Consider the following 16336-nt stretch of genomic DNA (forward strand, 5'->3'; position numbering starts at 1 on the left):
GGGGCGCGCGCGGGGGCGCGGGCCCCGCGCGGGCGGGGCGCGCGCGCCGCCCGTTACCCCGCGGCGCCCCCGCCGCCCCCCCGCCCGCCCCCCCCGGCCCCCCCCGGGGGGGGGGGGGGCCCCACGGATCGGGAGCAGGCGGACCACTACCGGGTGCCCGGTGCGGCCGGGGCGCCGGAGCTGTCCGTGCCGGTCGGGTAGGCGGTGGCGCCGGCGTCCAGGGCGCCGGAGGACTGCAACGCGGCGAGATCCGCGGTGACCGAGGCGAGCAGTTCCTGCACCTGCTCCAGCAGGCGCCTGGAGGCGCCGGGCCCGGCCCAGGCACCGTCGCCCGAGCCCGTGGGGCTGCGCCGGAGTTGTGGCGTGGCGGATGGTTCGGACGTGGCGGCACTTCGTCGGATCGGTGGTGCGGCGTGAAGCGGCCGACGGTGGCTCGGCCCGTGCGGCGGTGGCGGTGGCTGCCCGGCCACCGCGTGCACGCCCGCCTCGGCACCCAACGAACCATCCCGGCGGCCGTCACCTGGCACCACCCGATGCGGTCCGACTCCGGTGCGGCGTAAGCCTCCCGGGTGAGCCGGGGTTGCCGCTGCGGCGCGGGCTGGGCCGGGCGCGGACGGCCGACTGCGGATCGCCGACTGCTGACTGGAGACCGCCGACTGGGGCTGCTGACCGGGGACCGCCGACTGGGGCTGCTGACCGGGGACCGCCGCCCGGGGCTGCCGACCCCGCCGCCCGGGCCGCCGGAGGAGGAGGCGCTGAGGACGAACGGAGCGGGCACTTCGACACGGCGCAACGGCGCCGGAGGGCACGGAACGGCGCCGTGCGGGCGACGGAAGGAGATCCGGAAGAGGGCGGAGAAGGGGGAGTACCCACCCCTTGCCACTCTCAACGTATAGCGCACGGGGGGTCTTGCGGCAAGGCCCCCGTGGTGGCGCACAATCGCAGGCCTCAGATCGGAGCTGATGCCATGACCCCCCTGACCACCAGCGCGTTCGACCTTCCCGACCGCCTCGCCGCCAAGGCCGACCCGGCGCTGATCGGCGGCGACGAGCGGCACTTCGAGGCCGTCGCGGGGAGCCTCGAACAGTCGATCACCGAGCTGTCCGACCGTCTCGACACCCTGCGCCGGGCGCCGGGCGGCCTCGGCCGGGAGGCGATGGACCGGGACATCGAGGTCCACCGGCTGACCGGCCGCCTGCGCGCCCTGCGCCGCTTCGGACTGGACCTCTGCCTCGGACACGTCGTCGCCGCGGACGACCCCGAGCCGGTGTACATCGGGCGGCTCGGGCTCACCGACAGCGAGGGGCGCCGGTTGCTGGTCGACTGGCGTTCCCCGGCGGCCGAGCCGTTCTTCGCGGCGACCCACGCCGACCCGATGGGGCTGGTGAGCCGCCGCAGGTACCGCTGGACCGGCGGGCGGATCAGCGACTACTGGGACGAGGTGTTCACCGCCGAGGCCCTGGAGGGGCACGCCGCACTGGACGACCAGTCCGCGTTCATCGCCGGCCTGAGCGGCAACCGCTCGGCCCGGATGCGGGACGTGCTGGCCACCATCCAGTCCGACCAGGACGCCATCATCCGGGCCGGGTCCCGCGGCGCCCTCGTGGTCGACGGCGGCCCGGGCACCGGCAAGACCGTCGTCGCGCTGCACCGCTCCGCCTACCTGCTGTACTCCGATCCGCGGCTCGGCCACCGGCGCGGCGGCGTGCTGTTCGTCGGCCCGCACCAGCCGTACCTGGCCTACGTCGCCGACGTCCTGCCCAGCCTCGGCGAGGAGGGCGTGCGGACCTGCACCGTGCGGGACCTCGTCGCCGAAGGGGCGGGCGCGCGGGCCGAGGCCGATCCGGAGGTGGCCCGGCTGAAGTCCTCGGTCGCCATGGTGGAGGCGGTCGAGAAGGCCGTCCGGTTCTACGAGGAGCCGCCCACCGAGGGGATGGCTGTCACCACGCACTGGTCCGACCTCTGGCTGAGCGCCTCGGACTGGTCCGACGCGTTCGCCGCACCGGACCCGGGCACCCCGCACAACGAGGCGCGCGAGCAGATCTGGGAGGAGCTCGCCACGATCCTGCTGGAGAAGCTGGAGGTGGACGAGGACGAGGACGGGGTCTCGCCCGAGCTGTTCCTCCGCTCGCTGCGGCAGGACCGGGAGCTGGTGGAGACCCTCAACCGCGCGTGGCCGCTGCTCGAAGCCGCCGACCTGGTCGGCGATCTCTGGTCGGTGCCCGCCTACCTGCGGATGTGCGCGCCCGGGCTCGACCCCGAGGAGGTCCGCAAGCTGCAGCGAAGGGACGCGCCGCAGGACTGGACGGTGTCCGACCTGCCGCTCCTGGACGCCGCCCGGCAGCGGCTCGGCGACCCGGAGGCGGCCCGGCGGCAGCGGCGGCGCGAGGCTGCGGTCGCCGCCGAACGCGCCCGCATGGCCGATGTCATCGGCGACCTGCTCCAGGCCGATGACGACGGGGAGGGCGCGGTGACGATGCTGCGCGGACGGGACCTCCAGGACACCCTGGTCGACGAGACCGCCCTGCCCGTCGCCGACCCCGAGCCGCTGGCCGGCCCGTTCGCGCACATCGTCGTGGACGAGGCCCAGGAACTGACCGACGCGGAGTGGCAGATGCTGCTCCTGCGCTGCCCGTCCCGGAGCTTCACCATCGTCGGGGACCGCGCGCAGGCCAGGCACGGCTTCACGGAGTCCTGGCAGGAGCGGCTGGAGCGGATCGGGCTCGACCGGGCGGCGGTGGCCTCGCTGAGCATCAACTACCGGACACCGGAGGAGGTCATGGCGGAGGCCGAGCCCGCCATCCGGGCCGCGCTGCCGGACGCCAACGTGCCGACTTCCGTCCGCAGCAGCGGCATCCCCGTCGCGCACGGGTCCGTGACGGAGCTGGACGCGGTCCTGGACGGCTGGCTCGCCGAGCACGCCGAGGGGGTCGCCTGCGTGATCGGTGCACCGGACTTCCGGGCCCGGCCCCGGGTCCGGTCACTGACTCCGGAGCTGTCGAAGGGCCTCGAGTTCGACCTGGTCGTCCTGGTCGATCCGGAGGCGTTCGGCGAGGGCGTCGAGGGAGCCGTCGACCGCTACGTCGCGATGACCCGGGCGACCCACCGGCTCGTGGTCCTCAGGAGTTCGTGACGAGGAAGGAGGGGAGGAAGCGGGGCCGGACGGGGAGAGGCACGGGAGCGGCCGGGAGGCCACGACGGCAGGGCCGGAACGCCCGTCCCCCGGTCGAGTGACGCGGGTGTCCGTCGACGGCGCCCGGAGGCCAGACTGGAGCGATGGACGAGGAGGAACCGCTGGCGTCGTGGGCGGCCAGGCGGGAGCAACGGCTGCGGCCGGTCGGGCAGTTGCGGGCCGTGCCGCTCGCGCACGGGCGGCACCGCGGTGCTCATGTGGCGCCGGGCGAGCCGAGGCTCATCCTGCGCTGGGACGGCTACCAGTGGCTGCCGGAGACGGTGGCCGAGGACTACGCCGTCGCGCAGCGGATCCTGCACGGGATCGAGGGCGACGGCCTGCTGCGCCCGGCTCACCGGGGGCAGCGGCCGAGGAAGGCGCCGGGACGCCACCGCAAGCCCCGGGAGGTGTGAGGAGGCGCCACGCGAGCGGGGGGGGGGGGGCCCCCCCCCCCCCCCCCCCCCCAGCCACCACCCCCCGGGGGGGGGGGGGGGGGGGGGGGGGGGGGGGCCGGGGGGGGGGGGGCCGGCCCCCCCGGCCCCCCCCCCCCCGACCGTCGCTGCCCGCAGGTCAGTTGTGGGCGTGCAGGTCCGCGTTCAGACCGCCCCAGGAGCCGGAGCGGGCGATGACCTCGACCGCGCCGGTCTGCGAGTTGCGGCGGAACAGCAGGTTGTCCTGGCCGGACAGCTCGACGGCCTTGGCCACCGTGCCGTCCGGGGTGGTGACCCGGGTGCCGGCGGTGACGTAGAGGCCGGCCTCGACCACGCAGTCGCTGCCGAGCGAGATGCCGATGCCCGCGTTGGCGCCGAGCAGGCAGCGCTCGCCGACCGAGACGACCTGCTTGCCGCCGCCGGACAGGGTGCCCATGATCGAGGCGCCGCCGCCGATGTCGCTGTGGTCGCCGACGACGACGCCCGCGCTGATCCGGCCCTCGACCATGGAGGTGCCCAGCGTGCCGGCGTTGAAGTTGACGAAGCCCTCGTGCATCACGGTGGTGCCGGCGGCCAGGTGGGCGCCGAGCCGGACGCGGTCGGCGTGGGCGATGCGCACACCGGTCGGGGCGACGTAGTCGGTCATCCGCGGGAACTTGTCGACGCCGTACACGGCCAGCTGGCCGCCCTGGGCGCGCACCGCGAGGCGGGCCTGCTCGACCTTGTCCACCGGGACGGGGCCGATGCTGGTCCATGCGACGTTGGCCAGCAGGCCGAAGATGCCGTCCAGGTTCTGGCCGTGCGGCTTGACCAGACGGTGGCTCAGCAGGTGCAGGCGCAGGTACACGTCGTGGGTGTCGAGCGGCTTCTCGTCCAGCGAGGCGATGGTGGTGCGCACGGCGACCACCTCGACGCCGCGGCGCGCGTCGGCGCGCAGCGCCTCGGCCGCGCCGGTGCCGAGCTCGGCCTCGGCCTGCTCGGCGGTCAGGCGGACGGTGCCGGCCGGGCCGGGCTCGGTGGCCAGGACGGGGGCGGGGAACCAGGTGTCGAGAACGGTGCCGTCGGCGGCGATGGTGGCCAGGCCGGTGGCCACGGCGCCGTTCGCCGAGGAGGTGGATTCGAGCGAGGTGGATTCAGCAGTCACATCGTGCACGTTAACCAATGCGGGGCCCCACTGCCGAACACGCCCACCGTGCGGACGCGCCCGGCGGACGTCCCGGCGACCGGGGCGCGGGGTGGGAAAACCCGGTGCTCAGGGCTCCGCCGCTGGGCAATACTTCGGCGGGTGTTCATGTCGATCTCCACCACCGGCAGCGCCGAGGACCCGGCCACGGATCTCGGGTTCCTGCTGCACAAGCACCCCGGCAAGGTCCAGCGGTTCACGACGTCGCACGGCGAGGCCCACGTCTTCTACCCCGAGGCGGGGGACGAGGCCTGCACGGCGGCGTTGCTGCTGGACATCGACCCGGTCGCGCTGGTCCGCAAGGGCCGGGGCGACGGCAGGGGCCGCGGCGGCTCGCCCGACTTCGCGCTCGCCCAGTACGTCAACGACCGGCCGTACGCCGCGTCCTCGCTGCTCGCGGTGGCGCTGCGGACGGTGTTCCGGTCCGCGATGAAGGGCGCCTGCCCGGCCCGGCCCGAACTGCCGGGGCGGGCCCGCCCGCTGCGGATCGAGCTGCCCGCCGTGCCCGCGAACGGCGCGGGCGAGGGCGGCGGCCCGGCGATGGTGGCCCGGCTGTTCGAGCCGCTGGGCTGGCGGGTCGAGGCGACGACGATCCCGCTGGACGAGGCGTTCCCGGAGTGGGGCGACTCCCGGTACGTGCGGATCGGGCTCGCCTCCGACACCGTCCGGCTCGCCGACGCGCTCCAGCAGCTGTACGTGCTGCTCCCGGTGCTGGACGGCGCCAAGCACTACTGGGTCGCCCCGGACGAGGTGGACAAGCTGCTCGCCGCGGGCGAGGGCTGGCTGGCCGCCCACCCGGAGCGCGGCCTGATCACCCGTCGCTACCTCGCCCGGCGCTGGTCGCTGACCCGGGCCGCGATGGAACGCCTGGAGCTGGCCCGGCTGGCGGAGGCGGACGACCGCGAGGTCGAGGAGATCGACAACGCGGTCGACGACCGGCCCGCAGAGGAGTTCGGGCAGGAGCCGGGGCAGGTGGCCGGGCGGGAGCCCGGCGAGCCGGACGGCGGCGGGAGCGGCGAGGGGGACGGCGGCGCGCACGCGGAGCCGGAGCTGCCCCGCGTACCGTCCCTGGCCGAGCAGCGCCGCACCGCGATCCTCGACGCCCTGCGCGAGACCGGCGCCGCCCGTGTCGCCGACCTCGGCTGCGGTCAGGGCGAGCTGATCGGCGCCCTGCTGAAGGACGCCCGGTTCACCGAGATCCTCGGCGTGGACGTGTCCGTGCGGGCCCTGCGGGCGGCGAACCGCAAACTGCGCCTGGAGCGCCTGCCGGAGCGGCAGGCGGCCCGGGTGACGCTGGCGCAGGGTGCGCTGACGTACACCGACGCCCGGTTGAAGGGCTACGACGCGGCGGTGCTGTGCGAGGTGATCGAGCACCTGGACCTACCGCGGCTGCCCGCCCTGGAGTACGCCGTGTTCGGGGCCGCCCGGCCGCGGGCCGTCGTGGTCACCACGCCGAACGCCGAGTACAACGTCCGCTGGGAGACCCTGCCGGCGGGCAGCGTCCGGCACGCCGACCACCGCTTCGAGTGGTCCCGCGCGGAGTTCCGTGCCTGGGCCGGGAAGGTCGCGGCGGCCTACGGTTACACGGTGGTGCTGCGCCCGGTCGGCCCGTACGACGAGGAGGTCGGGGCACCGACCCAGCTCGCCCTGTTCACCACCGCCACCGAGCCGGCGCCCGTCGCCCAGCCGACCACCGCCACCGAACCCGAGCCGACCACCGTCGACCCGGCCCCCGTCACCGAACCCGAGCCGACCACCGTCGACCCGGCCCCCGTCACCGAACCCGAGCCGACCGCCACCGACCCGGCCCCCGCCACCGACCCGACGACGCCCGAAGGAGGCGAACCCCGATGACCGACGCCGCAGCCGACGAGACCTCCGAGAGCACAGCCCCGCGCCGCCTCCCCGTCACCGACGTCTCCCTCGTCGTCCTGATCGGCACCAGCGGCTCGGGCAAGTCCACCTTCGCCCGCCGCCACTTCCTGCCGACCCAGGTCGTCTCCTCCGACTTCTGCCGCGGTCTGGTCGCCGACGACGAGAACGACCAGTCCGCCTCCGCCGAGGCCTTCGACCTCCTGCACTACATCGTCGGCAAGCGACTGGCGGCCGGGCGGCTGACCGTCGTGGACGCCACCAACGTCCAGCCGGAGGCGCGCCGCCAGCTGGTCAGGATCGCCCGCGAGCACGACGTGCTGCCGATCGCGATCGTCCTGGACGTCCCGCCGGGGGTGTGCGCCGAGCGCAACCGCACCCGTCCGGACCGCCAGTTGCCCGCCCACGTCGTCCCGCGGCAGAACCGCGAGCTGCGCCGTTCCCTGCGCGGCCTGGAGCGCGAGGGCTTCCGCAAGGTGCACGTCCTGCGCGGCGAGGCCGAGGTGGTGTCGGCCGAGATCGAGACGGAGAAGCGCTACAACGACCTGCGTCACCTCACCGGCCCGTTCGACATCGTGGGTGACATCCACGGCTGCCGCTCGGAGCTGGAGACCCTGCTGACCCGCCTTGGCTACGCCCTCACCCGGGACGCCGAGGGCCGTCCGGTGGACGCCGAGCACCCGGCGGGCCGCACCGCCGTCTTCGTCGGCGACCTGGTCGACCGCGGCCCCGACACCCCAGGGGTGCTGCGCCTGGTGATGGGCATGGTGGCGGCGGGCCACGCGATCTGCGTGCCCGGGAACCACGAGAACAAGCTCGGCCGCGCGATGGACGGCAAGAAGGTCACCGTCTCGCACGGCCTGCAGGAGTCGCTGGACCAGCTGGCGGGGGAGTCCGAGGAGTTCAGGGCCGAGGTGCGCGCCTTCATGCGCGGCCTGGTCAGCCACTACCTGCTGGACGGCGGCGCGCTGGTGGTCTGCCACGCCGGTCTGCCGGAGAAGTACCACGGCCGGAACTCGGGCCGGGTCCGCTCGCACGCGCTGTACGGGGAGACCACCGGTGAGACCGACGAGTACGGCCTGCCGGTGCGCTACCCGTGGGCGGAGGAGTACCGCGGCCGGGCACTGGTGGTCTACGGCCACACCCCGGTGCCGACCGCGAGCTTCGTCAACAACACCATCTGCCTGGACACCGGCTGCGTCTTCGGCGGCAGCCTGACCGCGCTGCGCTACCCGGAGCGCGAGCTGGTGGGCGTCGAGGCCGAGCGGGAGTGGTACGCCCCGGTGCGTCCGATGATCACGGACGCGCCGGGCGCCCGCGAGGGCCGTCCGCTGGACCTCGCCGACGTCGCCGGGCGCCGGATCGTCGAGACCGGCCTGCACGGGCGGGTCGCCGTCCGGGAGGAGAACGCGGCGGCCGCGCTGGAGGTGATGAGCCGCTTCGCGCTGGACCCGCGGCTGCTCGCCTACCTGCCGCCGACCATGGCGCCGAGTGCGACCTCCCGCCGGGACGGCTACCTGGAGCACCCGGAGGAGGCCTTCCTGGCCTACCGCGCGGACGGCGTGCGGCACCTGGTGTGCGAGGAGAAGCACATGGGTTCGCGCGCGGTGCTGCTGGTCGCCCGGGACGGTGCCGCGCTGGAGCGCCGCTTCGGCGTGACGGGTCCGGGCGCGATCTGGACCCGCACCGGCCGCGCGTTCCTCAACGACGACGGGCTGACCGCCGCGGTGCTCGACCGGGTGCGGGCGGCCGCCGAGCGCGCCGGCCTCTTCGACGAGCTGGCCAGCGACTGGCTGCTGGTGGACGCCGAGCTGATGCCGTGGTCGCTGAAGGCGGTGGAGCTGCTGCGCCGTCAGTACGCGGCGGTCGGCGCGGCGGCGGGTGCGGCCCTGCCGGAGGTGCTGTCCGCCCTGGAGCGGGCGGCCGGGCGCGGCCTGGACCTGGCCGGGCTGACCGCCCGCCAGCGGCAGCGCTCCGCCGATGCGCGGGCGTTCACCGAGGCGTACCGGCGCTACTGCTGGCCGACCGAGGGGCTGTCGGGCATCCGGCTGGCGCCGTTCCAGCTGCTGGCTGCCGAGGGGGCGAACCTGGCGGTGCGCCCGCACGACGAGCACCTGGCCCGGATCGACCGCCTGGTGGCCGCCGACGACGGGGAGGAGCCCGTGCTGCACCGCACCGGCCGGGTCCTGGTGGACACCGAGGACGAGGCCTCGACGGCCGCGGCCACCGCCTGGTGGGAGGAGCTGACCGGGGCGGGCGGCGAGGGCATGGTGGTGAAGCCGCTGGCCTCGCTGGTGCGGACCTCGCGCGGTGAGGGCCGTCCGGGCGGGCTGGTGCAGCCCGGGGTGAAGGTGCGCGGCCGGGAGTACCTGCGGATCATCTACGGTCCGGACTACACCGAGCACCTGGACCGGCTGCGGCAGCGCGCGTTGGGCCACAAGCGCTCGCTGGCGTTGCGCGAGTACGCGCTGGGGCTGGAGGCGCTGGACCGGCTGGCGGCGGGGGAGCCGCTGTGGCGGGTGCACGAGCCGGTGTTCGCGGTGCTGGCGCTGGAGTCCGAGCCGGTCGACCCGCGTCTGTAGCGTCGACCCACGTGGCCCGTGGCACCGACCCGCGTGGCCCGTGGCGTCGACCCACGTGGCCCGTGGCACCGACCCGCGCGGTCCGTGGCGTCGACCCGCGCGGTCCGTGGCGTCGACCCGCGCCCGTTGGCGGCGGCATAGAGGCAGAGGCCGCCGGTGGAGGGGGAGTCCCGTCCGGGGCTCCCCCTCACTCGACTCACGCCTGTATAGAAATTCCAAGTATCGTATACACTTGCCAGCCTTCCCCCCTCGCCCCGTCACCCCAGGAGCCCGGTATGGCCTTCAACCTCCGGAACAGGCACTTCCTCAAGGAGCTCGACTTCACGCCCCAGGAGTTCCGCTTCCTGGTGGACCTCGCCGCCGGGCTCAAGGCGGCGAAGTACGCGGGCACCGAGCAGCCCCGGCTGCGTGGCAAGAACATCGCGCTGATCTTCGAGAAGACCTCCACCCGCACCCGCTGCGCCTTCGAGGTCGCCGCCCACGACCAGGGGGCCACCACGACCTACCTGGACCCGTCGGCCTCGCAGATCGGACACAAGGAGTCCATCAAGGACACCGCCCGGGTGCTCGGCCGGATGTTCGACGGCATCGAGTACCGCGGCCACGGCCAGGAGGTCGTCGAGGAGCTCGCGACGCACGCGGGTGTCCCGGTCTGGAACGGCCTCACCGACGAGTGGCACCCCACCCAGATGCTGGCCGACGTCCTCACCGTCACCGAGCACACCGTCAAGCCGCTGACCGACGTCGCGCTCGCCTACCTCGGCGACGCCCGGTCCAACATGGGCAACTCGCTGCTGGTGACCGGCGCGCTGCTCGGCATGGACGTCCGCATCGTCGCCCCCCGCGCGCTCTGGCCGACCGAGGACGTGCAGAAGTCGGCGCGGGCGCTGGCCGAGTCGACCGGTGCCCGGATCACCCTGACCGAGGACGTCGCCGGGGGCGTGGCCGGCGCGGACTTCCTCTACACCGACGTCTGGGTCTCGATGGGCGAGCCCAAGGAGGTCTGGGCCGAGCGGATCGAGATGCTCAAGCCGTACCAGGTCTCCATGGAGACCGTCCGGGCCACCGGCAACCCGGCCGTGAAGTTCCTGCACTGCCTGCCCGCGTTCCACGACCTCGGCACGGTGGTCGGGCGGCAGATGTACGAGGCGACCGGCATGACCGAGCTGGAGTGCACCGACGAGTTGTTCGAGTCGCCGCACTCCATCGTCTTCGACCAGGCCGAGAACCGCCTGCACACCATCAAGGCGGTCCTGGTCGCGACCCTCGGCTCCTGACGGGACCGCCGACGATCCGGAGATCCGGAGATCCGGAGATCCGACGATCCGGAGAACCAAAGGACCGGAGGGCTCACGCGGTCCCGGTCCCCGGAGGACATGCAGGACCCCGGGTCCCCGGAAGACACGCAGGACCCCGGGTCCTCGGAGGCCCCAGGGGCTCAGCGCTCCAGCTTGACGCAGGCCACCCGGTCGCCCGCCCCGTGCGGTCCGGCCGGGGTGCCGGCATGCAGCACCAGCGAGCGCGCCCCGCCCGGCCGCGGCTGCCAGGGCACCGCCGTGGTGGCGGTGCCGTCGCCGTGTCCGTCGGTGCGCAGCAGCAGGCGCAGTTCGTTGCGCTCGTTGGCGTACGCCGGGTCGGTGGACGGCTGCACCGGGTCGACGGTGTCCTGGTAGTGCGGCCCGGAGGACGCCGGGTCGGCCCCGCAGCCGCCGGTGTGCAGGTGCGCCGGGAACTCGTGATCGGGGGCGAGCCCGGACACCGTCAGGGTGAGCGCCGTCCGCCCGGGCACCGAGTGGTCGGTGACGACCCGGGCGTGCGAGCCGTACGGCACCAGGTCCTGCGCGTAGCTGACGGCGGCCGGTGGGACGAAGGCGGTGGCCGGGTCGAAGGCGGCCTCGACGACGGAGACCGGCGGGGCGGCGGGGGCGAGCAGGGCCAGCGGCAGCAGGGCGGCGGCGAGCGGAGCGGTCATCGGTCGGGCCTTCCACGGGCAGGGCGACGGTCACCCTGCTAACGGCGCCGGGCGGGGAAGGACACCGCCGCCGGTGACGGCGCCGACCCGGGCTCAGGGGGCCGGTTCGCGCCGGATCCCGCGGATCTCGCAGCGCGGTCCGCTGGCCCGCATCAGCCGCAGGTCGGCGGTGACCAGCGGCGCCCCGTACCGCTCGGCGACGGCGACGTAGGCGGCGTCGTCCGGGGTCAGGTTGTCCTTGAGCTCCCAGATCCGTCCGAGCAGCGGCGCCACCTCGACCTTGCGGATCGCCACGGCGGCCAGTTCGCGGGTGAGTTCGGCGACCCGGTCGGCGGTCAGCTCCTTGGCCAGGTAGAGGCCGCGCAGCGACTGCATCACCTCGACCACGATGTGTTCGGGCGCCGCCCAGTCGCCGTCGGCGGCGAGTTCGGCCCGGGCCGCGGCGCCGCGCGGGCCCTCGTCGGCCAGCGCCAGCACCAGTGCGGACGCGTCCACCACGATCATCGGAGGCCCCCTCTGCCTGTCACGTCACGGGCCACCGTACCCGGAGCCGTATCCGGAGCCGGACCGGGTGGCGGCGGGGCGCCGGCGGCGGCTCAGCGTCCGAGCAGGAGTCCGGCGAGCACCGAGGCGGCGTTGGCGGTGGCGGAGGCGGCCCAGGGGGGCGCGGTGCGCGCCGACAGCCCGGTGAGCGGGGCGAGCAGGGCGCCCTCGGCGAGGCAGACGGCGGCCTCGCCGAGCCCGAAGGCGGTCCAGTACGCTGCGGCGGGCCCGGCGGCGTACGGCCGCAGGGCCCACCAGAGCAGTGGGTGCGTCGCCAGGTTGACGAGGACGGCGGCTCCGGCCGCCCGGGACGGCCGCACGCCGCCGGCCCGGGTGAGCGCGACGGTGTAGACGGGGACCTCGACCAGCAGGGTCAGGGCCAGGGCGAGGACGTAGGGCACGGCGGGGATCGTGCCACGGGGAGGGGACCATGGCCACCGAGCTCGCACCGGTACCGGTGCCGGCGGCCGCGCGGGTGTGGCCGGCGCCCGGTCCGGCGGCCCGGCTCGGCGCCGCGCCGTTCGCGGGTTTCGCGCTGGCGGCCGTCCTGGCGCTGGTGCTGGCGCTGCGGGCGCCGACCGGTCTGGCGGTGCTGGGTCTGGCCGGGTTCGGCCTGCTGCACAACGTGCTGGAGCTGCGCTACGTGGCCGGCCGTTTCGCCGTCGTGCTGGCCGGTCCGCTGCTGCGGCTGCTGCTGGCGCTGGTGACCGGCATCGTGCTGTGTCGTCTGCTGCCGCCCTCCAGGGCGTCCCAGGCGGCGGAGATCCTGCTCGCGTACGGCCTGCTGGCGGCGGCCTGCCGGTACGGGCTGCGCGGGCGGCCGCGGCTGCTGGCGGGGAGCGCGGTGTTGCTGGCCGGGGCGGGCGCGGCTTCGCTGGCCTTTCCCGCGTACCACTTCGTGGTGCTGGCGCACCTGCACAACGTGGTGCCGCTGCTGTTCCTGGCCGAGTGGTCGCGCCGGCTGCGGCGCGGGCGGGCGGCGTTCCTGGTGCTGCAGTCCGGCTGGGTGCTGGTGGTGCCGGCCCTGCTGCTGAGCGGTCTGCTGGACGGTCTGCTGGTGCAGCGTCCGGGTGGCTGGACGGACCGGCTGGCGGCGGCCTACACGCCGCCGGCCTGGTTGACGCCGACGGCGGGCCTGCGCTTCCTGGCGGTGTTCGCCTTCCTGCAGACGATGCACTACGTCGTCTGGGTCTGGTTCCTGCCCCGGTACGCCCCGGAGGCGGCGGAGCGCTTCGACGCCCGGGTGCCGGCGCTGCGCGGCGTGCGGGCGTGGGCGCTGGGGGCGGGGGCCGGCGCGCTGCTGGCGTTGTTGTTCGCGGTGGACTACGCCCGGGGCCGCTCGTTGTACGCGGCGCTGGCGAGTTACCACGCGTACCTGGAGTTCCCGGTGCTGCTGATGCTGGTGCTCGGCCTGGGTGCGGCCCGGGGCGGGGCCGGGGCGTCGGCGGGTGGACCGGAAGTGGACCGACGTGGAGCGGAGGTGAAGAGATGAGGACGATCCTTCTGGCGGACATCGCCCCCTCGCCGACCGGCGGTTCCGGTGGTGAGCTTGTGGTGGTGCTGCTGATGGCGGCCGGGGTGGTCGCGGGAGCGGTCTGGCTGATCAGGCTGGAGCGCAAGCGGCGCGGCCCGGACGACGAGTGAGTCACGGCATGCACTATGGTTTATCTCGACATCGAGATAACTGCCCCTTACGATATATCTCGACATCAAGATACTTGCCGAGAGGCGCGCACCGGCGATGCGGGCAAGGCGAGCCTAAGTAAGGCTGACCTTACCACCGTGTGGCGGCCGGATATCGCACGAAGCACCCAGAAGGAGTCAGTCGTGTCCGCGAACAGCTTCGACGCCCGCAGCCCGCTGCAGGTGGGCGACGAGTCGTACGAGATCTTCAAGCTCTCCGCCGTCGAGGGTTCCGAGCGGCTGCCGTACAGCCTCAAGGTGCTGCTGGAGAACCTGCTCCGCACGGAGGACGGCGCGAACATCACCGCCGACCACATCCGCGCCCTCGGCAACTGGGACGCCGACGCCCAGCCGAGCCAGGAGATCCAGTTCACGCCGGCCCGCGTGATCATGCAGGACTTCACCGGTGTGCCGTGCGTCGTCGACCTCGCCACCATGCGCGAGGCCGTCAAGGAGCTGGGCGGCGACCCGGCCAAGATCAACCCGCTGGCCCCGGCCGAGCTGGTCATCGACCACTCGGTCATCGCCGACAAGTTCGGCACCAAGGACGCGTTCACCCAGAACGTCGAGATCGAGTACGGCCGCAACAAGGAGCGCTACCAGTTCCTGCGCTGGGGCCAGACCGCGTTCGACGAGTTCAAGGTCGTCCCGCCGGGCACCGGCATCGTCCACCAGGTGAACATCGAGCACCTGGCCCGCACCGTCATGGTCCGCGGCGGCCAGGCCTACCCGGACACCTGCGTCGGCACCGACTCGCACACCACCATGGTCAACGGCCTGGGCGTGCTGGGCTGGGGCGTCGGCGGCATCGAGGCCGAGGCGGCCATGCTCGGCCAGCCGGTCTCCATGCTGATCCCGCGCGTCGTCGGCTTCAAGCTGACCGGCGAGCTCCCGGCCGGCACCACCGCCACCGACCTGGTCCTCACCATCACCGAGATGCTGCGCAAGCACGGTGTGGTCGGCAAGTTCGTCGAGTTCTACGGCGACGGCATCGGGTCCATCCCGCTGGCCAACCGCGCCACCATCGGCAACATGTCGCCGGAGTTCGGCTCGACCTGCGCGATCTTCCCGATCGACGCCGAGACCATCAACTACCTGCGCCTGACCGGCCGCGACGAGCAGCAGCTCGCCCTGGTCGAGGCGTACGCCAAGGAGCAGGGCCTCTGGCACGACCCGTCGGTCGAGCCGGTCTACTCCGAGTACCTGGAGCTGGACGTCTCCACCGTCGTCCCGTCGATCTCCGGCCCGAAGCGCCCGCAGGACCGGGTGATCCTCGCCGAGGCCGCCCAGAAGTTCGCCGAGGCGCTGCCGACCTACTCCGCCGAGGCCTCGAAGCCGACCGCCGTCACCGCCCCCGACGGCTCGACCTACGAGATCGACAACGGCGCGGTCGTGATCGCCTCGATCACCTCCTGCACCAACACCTCCAACCCCTCCGTGATGCTGGGCGCCGCCCTGCTGGCGAAGAAGGCCGTGGAGAAGGGCCTGCGCGTCAAGCCCTGGGTCAAGACCACCCTGGCGCCCGGCTCCAAGGTCGTCATGGACTACTACGAGAAGGCCGGCCTGCTCCCGTACATGGAGAAGCTGGGCTTCAACCTGGTCGGTTACGGCTGCGTCACCTGCATCGGCAACTCGGGCCCGCTGCCCGAGGAGGTCTCGGCCGCCGTCAACGAGTCCGACCTCGCGGTCGTCTCGGTGCTCTCCGGCAACCGCAACTTCGAGGGCCGGATCAACCCCGACGTCAAGATGAACTACCTGGCCTCCCCGCCGCTGGTGGTCGCCTACGCCCTCGCCGGCAACATGAACATCGACATCACCAAGGACGCCCTGGGCCAGGACGCCGACGGCAACGACGTCTTCCTCGCCGACATCTGGCCGACCGAGCAGGAGGTCGCCGACACCGTCGCCGGCTCCATCGACGAGGCCATGTTCGACAAGGGCTACCAGGACGTCTTCGCCGGTGACCACCGCTGGCAGTCGCTCCCGGTCCCGACCGGCAACACCTTCGAGTGGGACGCCGAGTCCACCTACGTCCGCAAGCCCCCGTACTTCGAGGGCATGGCCAAGACCCCGAGCCCGGTGACCGACATCGCCGACGCCCGCGTCCTGGCCAAGCTGGGCGACTCGGTCACCACCGACCACATCTCCCCGGCCGGCAACATCAAGCCGGGCACCCCGGCGGCGCAGTACCTGACCGCCAACGGTGTCGAGAAGCGCGACTTCAACTCCTACGGTTCCCGTCGTGGCAACCACGAGGTGATGATCCGCGGCACCTTCGCCAACATCCGCCTGCGCAACCAGATCGCGCCGGGCACCGAGGGCGGCTACACCCGCGACTTCACCCAGGCCGACGCGCCGGTGTCGTTCATCTACGACGCCTCGCAGAACTACCAGGCCGCCGGCACCCCGCTGGTCGTCCTGGCCGGCAAGGAGTACGGCTCCGGCTCGTCCCGCGACTGGGCCGCCAAGGGCACCGCGCTGCTCGGCGTCAAGGCCGTCATCGCCGAGTCCTACGAGCGCATCCACCGCTCGAACCTGATCGGCATGGGCGTTCTGCCGCTGCAGTTCCCGGAGGGCGAGAACGCCGACTCCCTCGGCCTGACCGGCGAGGAGACCTTCTCCTTCACCGGCGTGACCGAGCTCAACGAGGGCCGCACCCCGAAGACCGTCAAGGTCAAGGCGGGCGACAAGGAGTTCGACGCGGTCGTCCGCATCGACACCCCCGGTGAGGCGGACTACTACCGCAACGGCGGCATCCTGCAGTACGTGCTGCGCTCGCTCATCGGCTGAGCCACGCCAGTCCCCGAAGGGGCCGGACCGCACCACGCGGTCCGGCCCCTTCCGCGTGCCGGGCCGGCTTCCGCGCCCCGCGCCGGCCCTCCGCACGATGGGCCGGTT

General features: G+C 73.8%; 13 protein-coding genes. 8 read left to right on the forward strand and 5 right to left on the reverse strand.

Annotated features, from left to right (window positions below; translation table 11 throughout):
* Nucleotides 1-146: 146 nt before the first annotated feature.
* A complete protein-coding gene (locus tag ACFV0O_RS26635) occupies nucleotides 147-281 on the reverse strand; it encodes a hypothetical protein (RefSeq protein WP_380345970.1) in 135 nt (44 codons plus the stop codon).
* Nucleotides 282-967: 686 nt separating this feature from the next.
* Here ACFV0O_RS26635 and helR point away from each other — a divergent pair.
* On the forward strand, nucleotides 968-3133 hold the full coding sequence (gene helR / locus ACFV0O_RS26640; RefSeq protein WP_380345972.1) for an RNA polymerase recycling motor ATPase HelR: 2166 nt from the start codon (nucleotides 968-970) through the stop codon (nucleotides 3131-3133).
* Between the two features lie 143 nt (nucleotides 3134-3276).
* Entirely contained in the window at nucleotides 3277-3585 is a 309-nt protein-coding gene (locus tag ACFV0O_RS26645) for a DUF6087 family protein (RefSeq protein ID WP_380345974.1), read from the forward strand.
* Between the two features lie 157 nt (nucleotides 3586-3742).
* Here the strand turns inward: ACFV0O_RS26645 and dapD are convergent, their stop codons facing one another.
* The gene (gene dapD, locus ACFV0O_RS26650; protein ID WP_380345975.1) at nucleotides 3743-4747 is read right to left on the reverse strand and encodes a 2,3,4,5-tetrahydropyridine-2,6-dicarboxylate N-succinyltransferase; all 1005 of its coding nucleotides are present in this window, start codon (nucleotides 4745-4747) and stop codon (nucleotides 3743-3745) included.
* Nucleotides 4748-4894: 147 nt separating this feature from the next.
* Here dapD and ACFV0O_RS26655 point away from each other — a divergent pair, with 147 nt between their 5' ends.
* The 3 genes from ACFV0O_RS26655 to argF all read left to right on the forward strand — a co-directional run bounded on the left by ACFV0O_RS26655 (nucleotide 4895) and on the right by argF (nucleotide 10517).
* A complete protein-coding gene (locus ACFV0O_RS26655) occupies nucleotides 4895-6640 on the forward strand; it encodes a 3' terminal RNA ribose 2'-O-methyltransferase Hen1 (RefSeq protein WP_380346042.1) in 1746 nt (581 codons plus the stop codon).
* On the forward strand, nucleotides 6637-9240 hold the full coding sequence (locus ACFV0O_RS26660; RefSeq protein WP_380345977.1) for a polynucleotide kinase-phosphatase: 2604 nt from the start codon (nucleotides 6637-6639) through the stop codon (nucleotides 9238-9240). The genes ACFV0O_RS26655 and ACFV0O_RS26660 overlap by 4 nt, the downstream gene beginning before the upstream one ends.
* Nucleotides 9241-9515: 275 nt before the next feature.
* Entirely contained in the window at nucleotides 9516-10517 is a 1002-nt protein-coding gene (gene argF, locus ACFV0O_RS26665) for an ornithine carbamoyltransferase (RefSeq protein WP_360265404.1), read from the forward strand.
* A 161-nt stretch (nucleotides 10518-10678) separates the two neighbouring features.
* On the opposite strand, the gene ACFV0O_RS26670 is transcribed toward argF, so the two are convergent.
* From ACFV0O_RS26670 to ACFV0O_RS26680, 3 genes are all read right to left on the reverse strand, one after another.
* Nucleotides 10679-11212: a superoxide dismutase family protein gene (locus ACFV0O_RS26670; RefSeq protein WP_380345979.1), complete on the reverse strand. Its 534-nt coding sequence runs from the start codon at nucleotides 11210-11212 to the stop codon at nucleotides 10679-10681.
* Between the two features lie 93 nt (nucleotides 11213-11305).
* Nucleotides 11306-11716, reverse strand: a complete 411-nt coding sequence (locus tag ACFV0O_RS26675) for a type II toxin-antitoxin system VapC family toxin (RefSeq protein WP_360265399.1) — start codon at nucleotides 11714-11716, stop codon at nucleotides 11306-11308.
* 92 nt (nucleotides 11717-11808) lie between these two features.
* Nucleotides 11809-12156, reverse strand: coding sequence for a hypothetical protein (locus tag ACFV0O_RS26680; RefSeq protein ID WP_380345981.1), 348 nt, complete (start codon nucleotides 12154-12156; stop codon nucleotides 11809-11811).
* Between the two features lie 29 nt (nucleotides 12157-12185).
* On the opposite strand from ACFV0O_RS26680, the gene ACFV0O_RS26685 reads away from it, so the two are divergent.
* The 3 genes from ACFV0O_RS26685 (at nucleotide 12186) to acnA (ending at nucleotide 16228) form a co-directional block, all read left to right on the forward strand.
* Nucleotides 12186-13247, forward strand: a complete 1062-nt coding sequence (locus tag ACFV0O_RS26685) for a hypothetical protein (RefSeq protein WP_380345983.1) — start codon at nucleotides 12186-12188, stop codon at nucleotides 13245-13247.
* Complete coding sequence (locus tag ACFV0O_RS26690; RefSeq protein WP_380345984.1) at nucleotides 13244-13399, forward strand: hypothetical protein; 156 nt, start codon at nucleotides 13244-13246, stop codon at nucleotides 13397-13399. Before ACFV0O_RS26685 ends, ACFV0O_RS26690 begins: the two co-directional genes overlap by 4 nt.
* 183 nt (nucleotides 13400-13582) lie before the next feature.
* Nucleotides 13583-16228, forward strand: a complete 2646-nt coding sequence (gene acnA, locus ACFV0O_RS26695) for an aconitate hydratase AcnA (protein WP_380345986.1) — start codon at nucleotides 13583-13585, stop codon at nucleotides 16226-16228.
* Nucleotides 16229-16336: the final 108 nt, after the last annotated feature.

The organism is Kitasatospora sp. NPDC059577 (assembly GCF_042735475.1).
Lineage (GTDB): Bacteria > Actinomycetota > Actinomycetes > Streptomycetales > Streptomycetaceae > Kitasatospora.

What these genes read in the sequence shown, in the direction of transcription:
- helR (WP_380345972.1), top strand. Translation starts at nt 968, where the DNA reads ATGACCCCCCTGACCACCAGCGCGTTCGACCTTCCCGACCGCCTCGCC.
- ACFV0O_RS26645 (WP_380345974.1), top strand. Translation starts at nt 3,277, where the DNA reads ATGGACGAGGAGGAACCGCTGGCGTCGTGGGCGGCCAGGCGGGAGCAA.
- ACFV0O_RS26655 (WP_380346042.1), top strand. Translation starts at nt 4,895, where the DNA reads ATGTCGATCTCCACCACCGGCAGCGCCGAGGACCCGGCCACGGATCTC.
- ACFV0O_RS26660 (WP_380345977.1), top strand. Translation starts at nt 6,637, where the DNA reads ATGACCGACGCCGCAGCCGACGAGACCTCCGAGAGCACAGCCCCGCGC.
- argF (WP_360265404.1), top strand. Translation starts at nt 9,516, where the DNA reads ATGGCCTTCAACCTCCGGAACAGGCACTTCCTCAAGGAGCTCGACTTC.
- ACFV0O_RS26670 (WP_380345979.1), bottom strand. Translation starts at nt 11,212, where the DNA reads ATGACCGCTCCGCTCGCCGCCGCCCTGCTGCCGCTGGCCCTGCTCGCC.
- ACFV0O_RS26675 (WP_360265399.1), bottom strand. Translation starts at nt 11,716, where the DNA reads ATGATCGTGGTGGACGCGTCCGCACTGGTGCTGGCGCTGGCCGACGAG.
- ACFV0O_RS26685 (WP_380345983.1), top strand. Translation starts at nt 12,186, where the DNA reads ATGGCCACCGAGCTCGCACCGGTACCGGTGCCGGCGGCCGCGCGGGTG.
- ACFV0O_RS26690 (WP_380345984.1), top strand. Translation starts at nt 13,244, where the DNA reads ATGAGGACGATCCTTCTGGCGGACATCGCCCCCTCGCCGACCGGCGGT.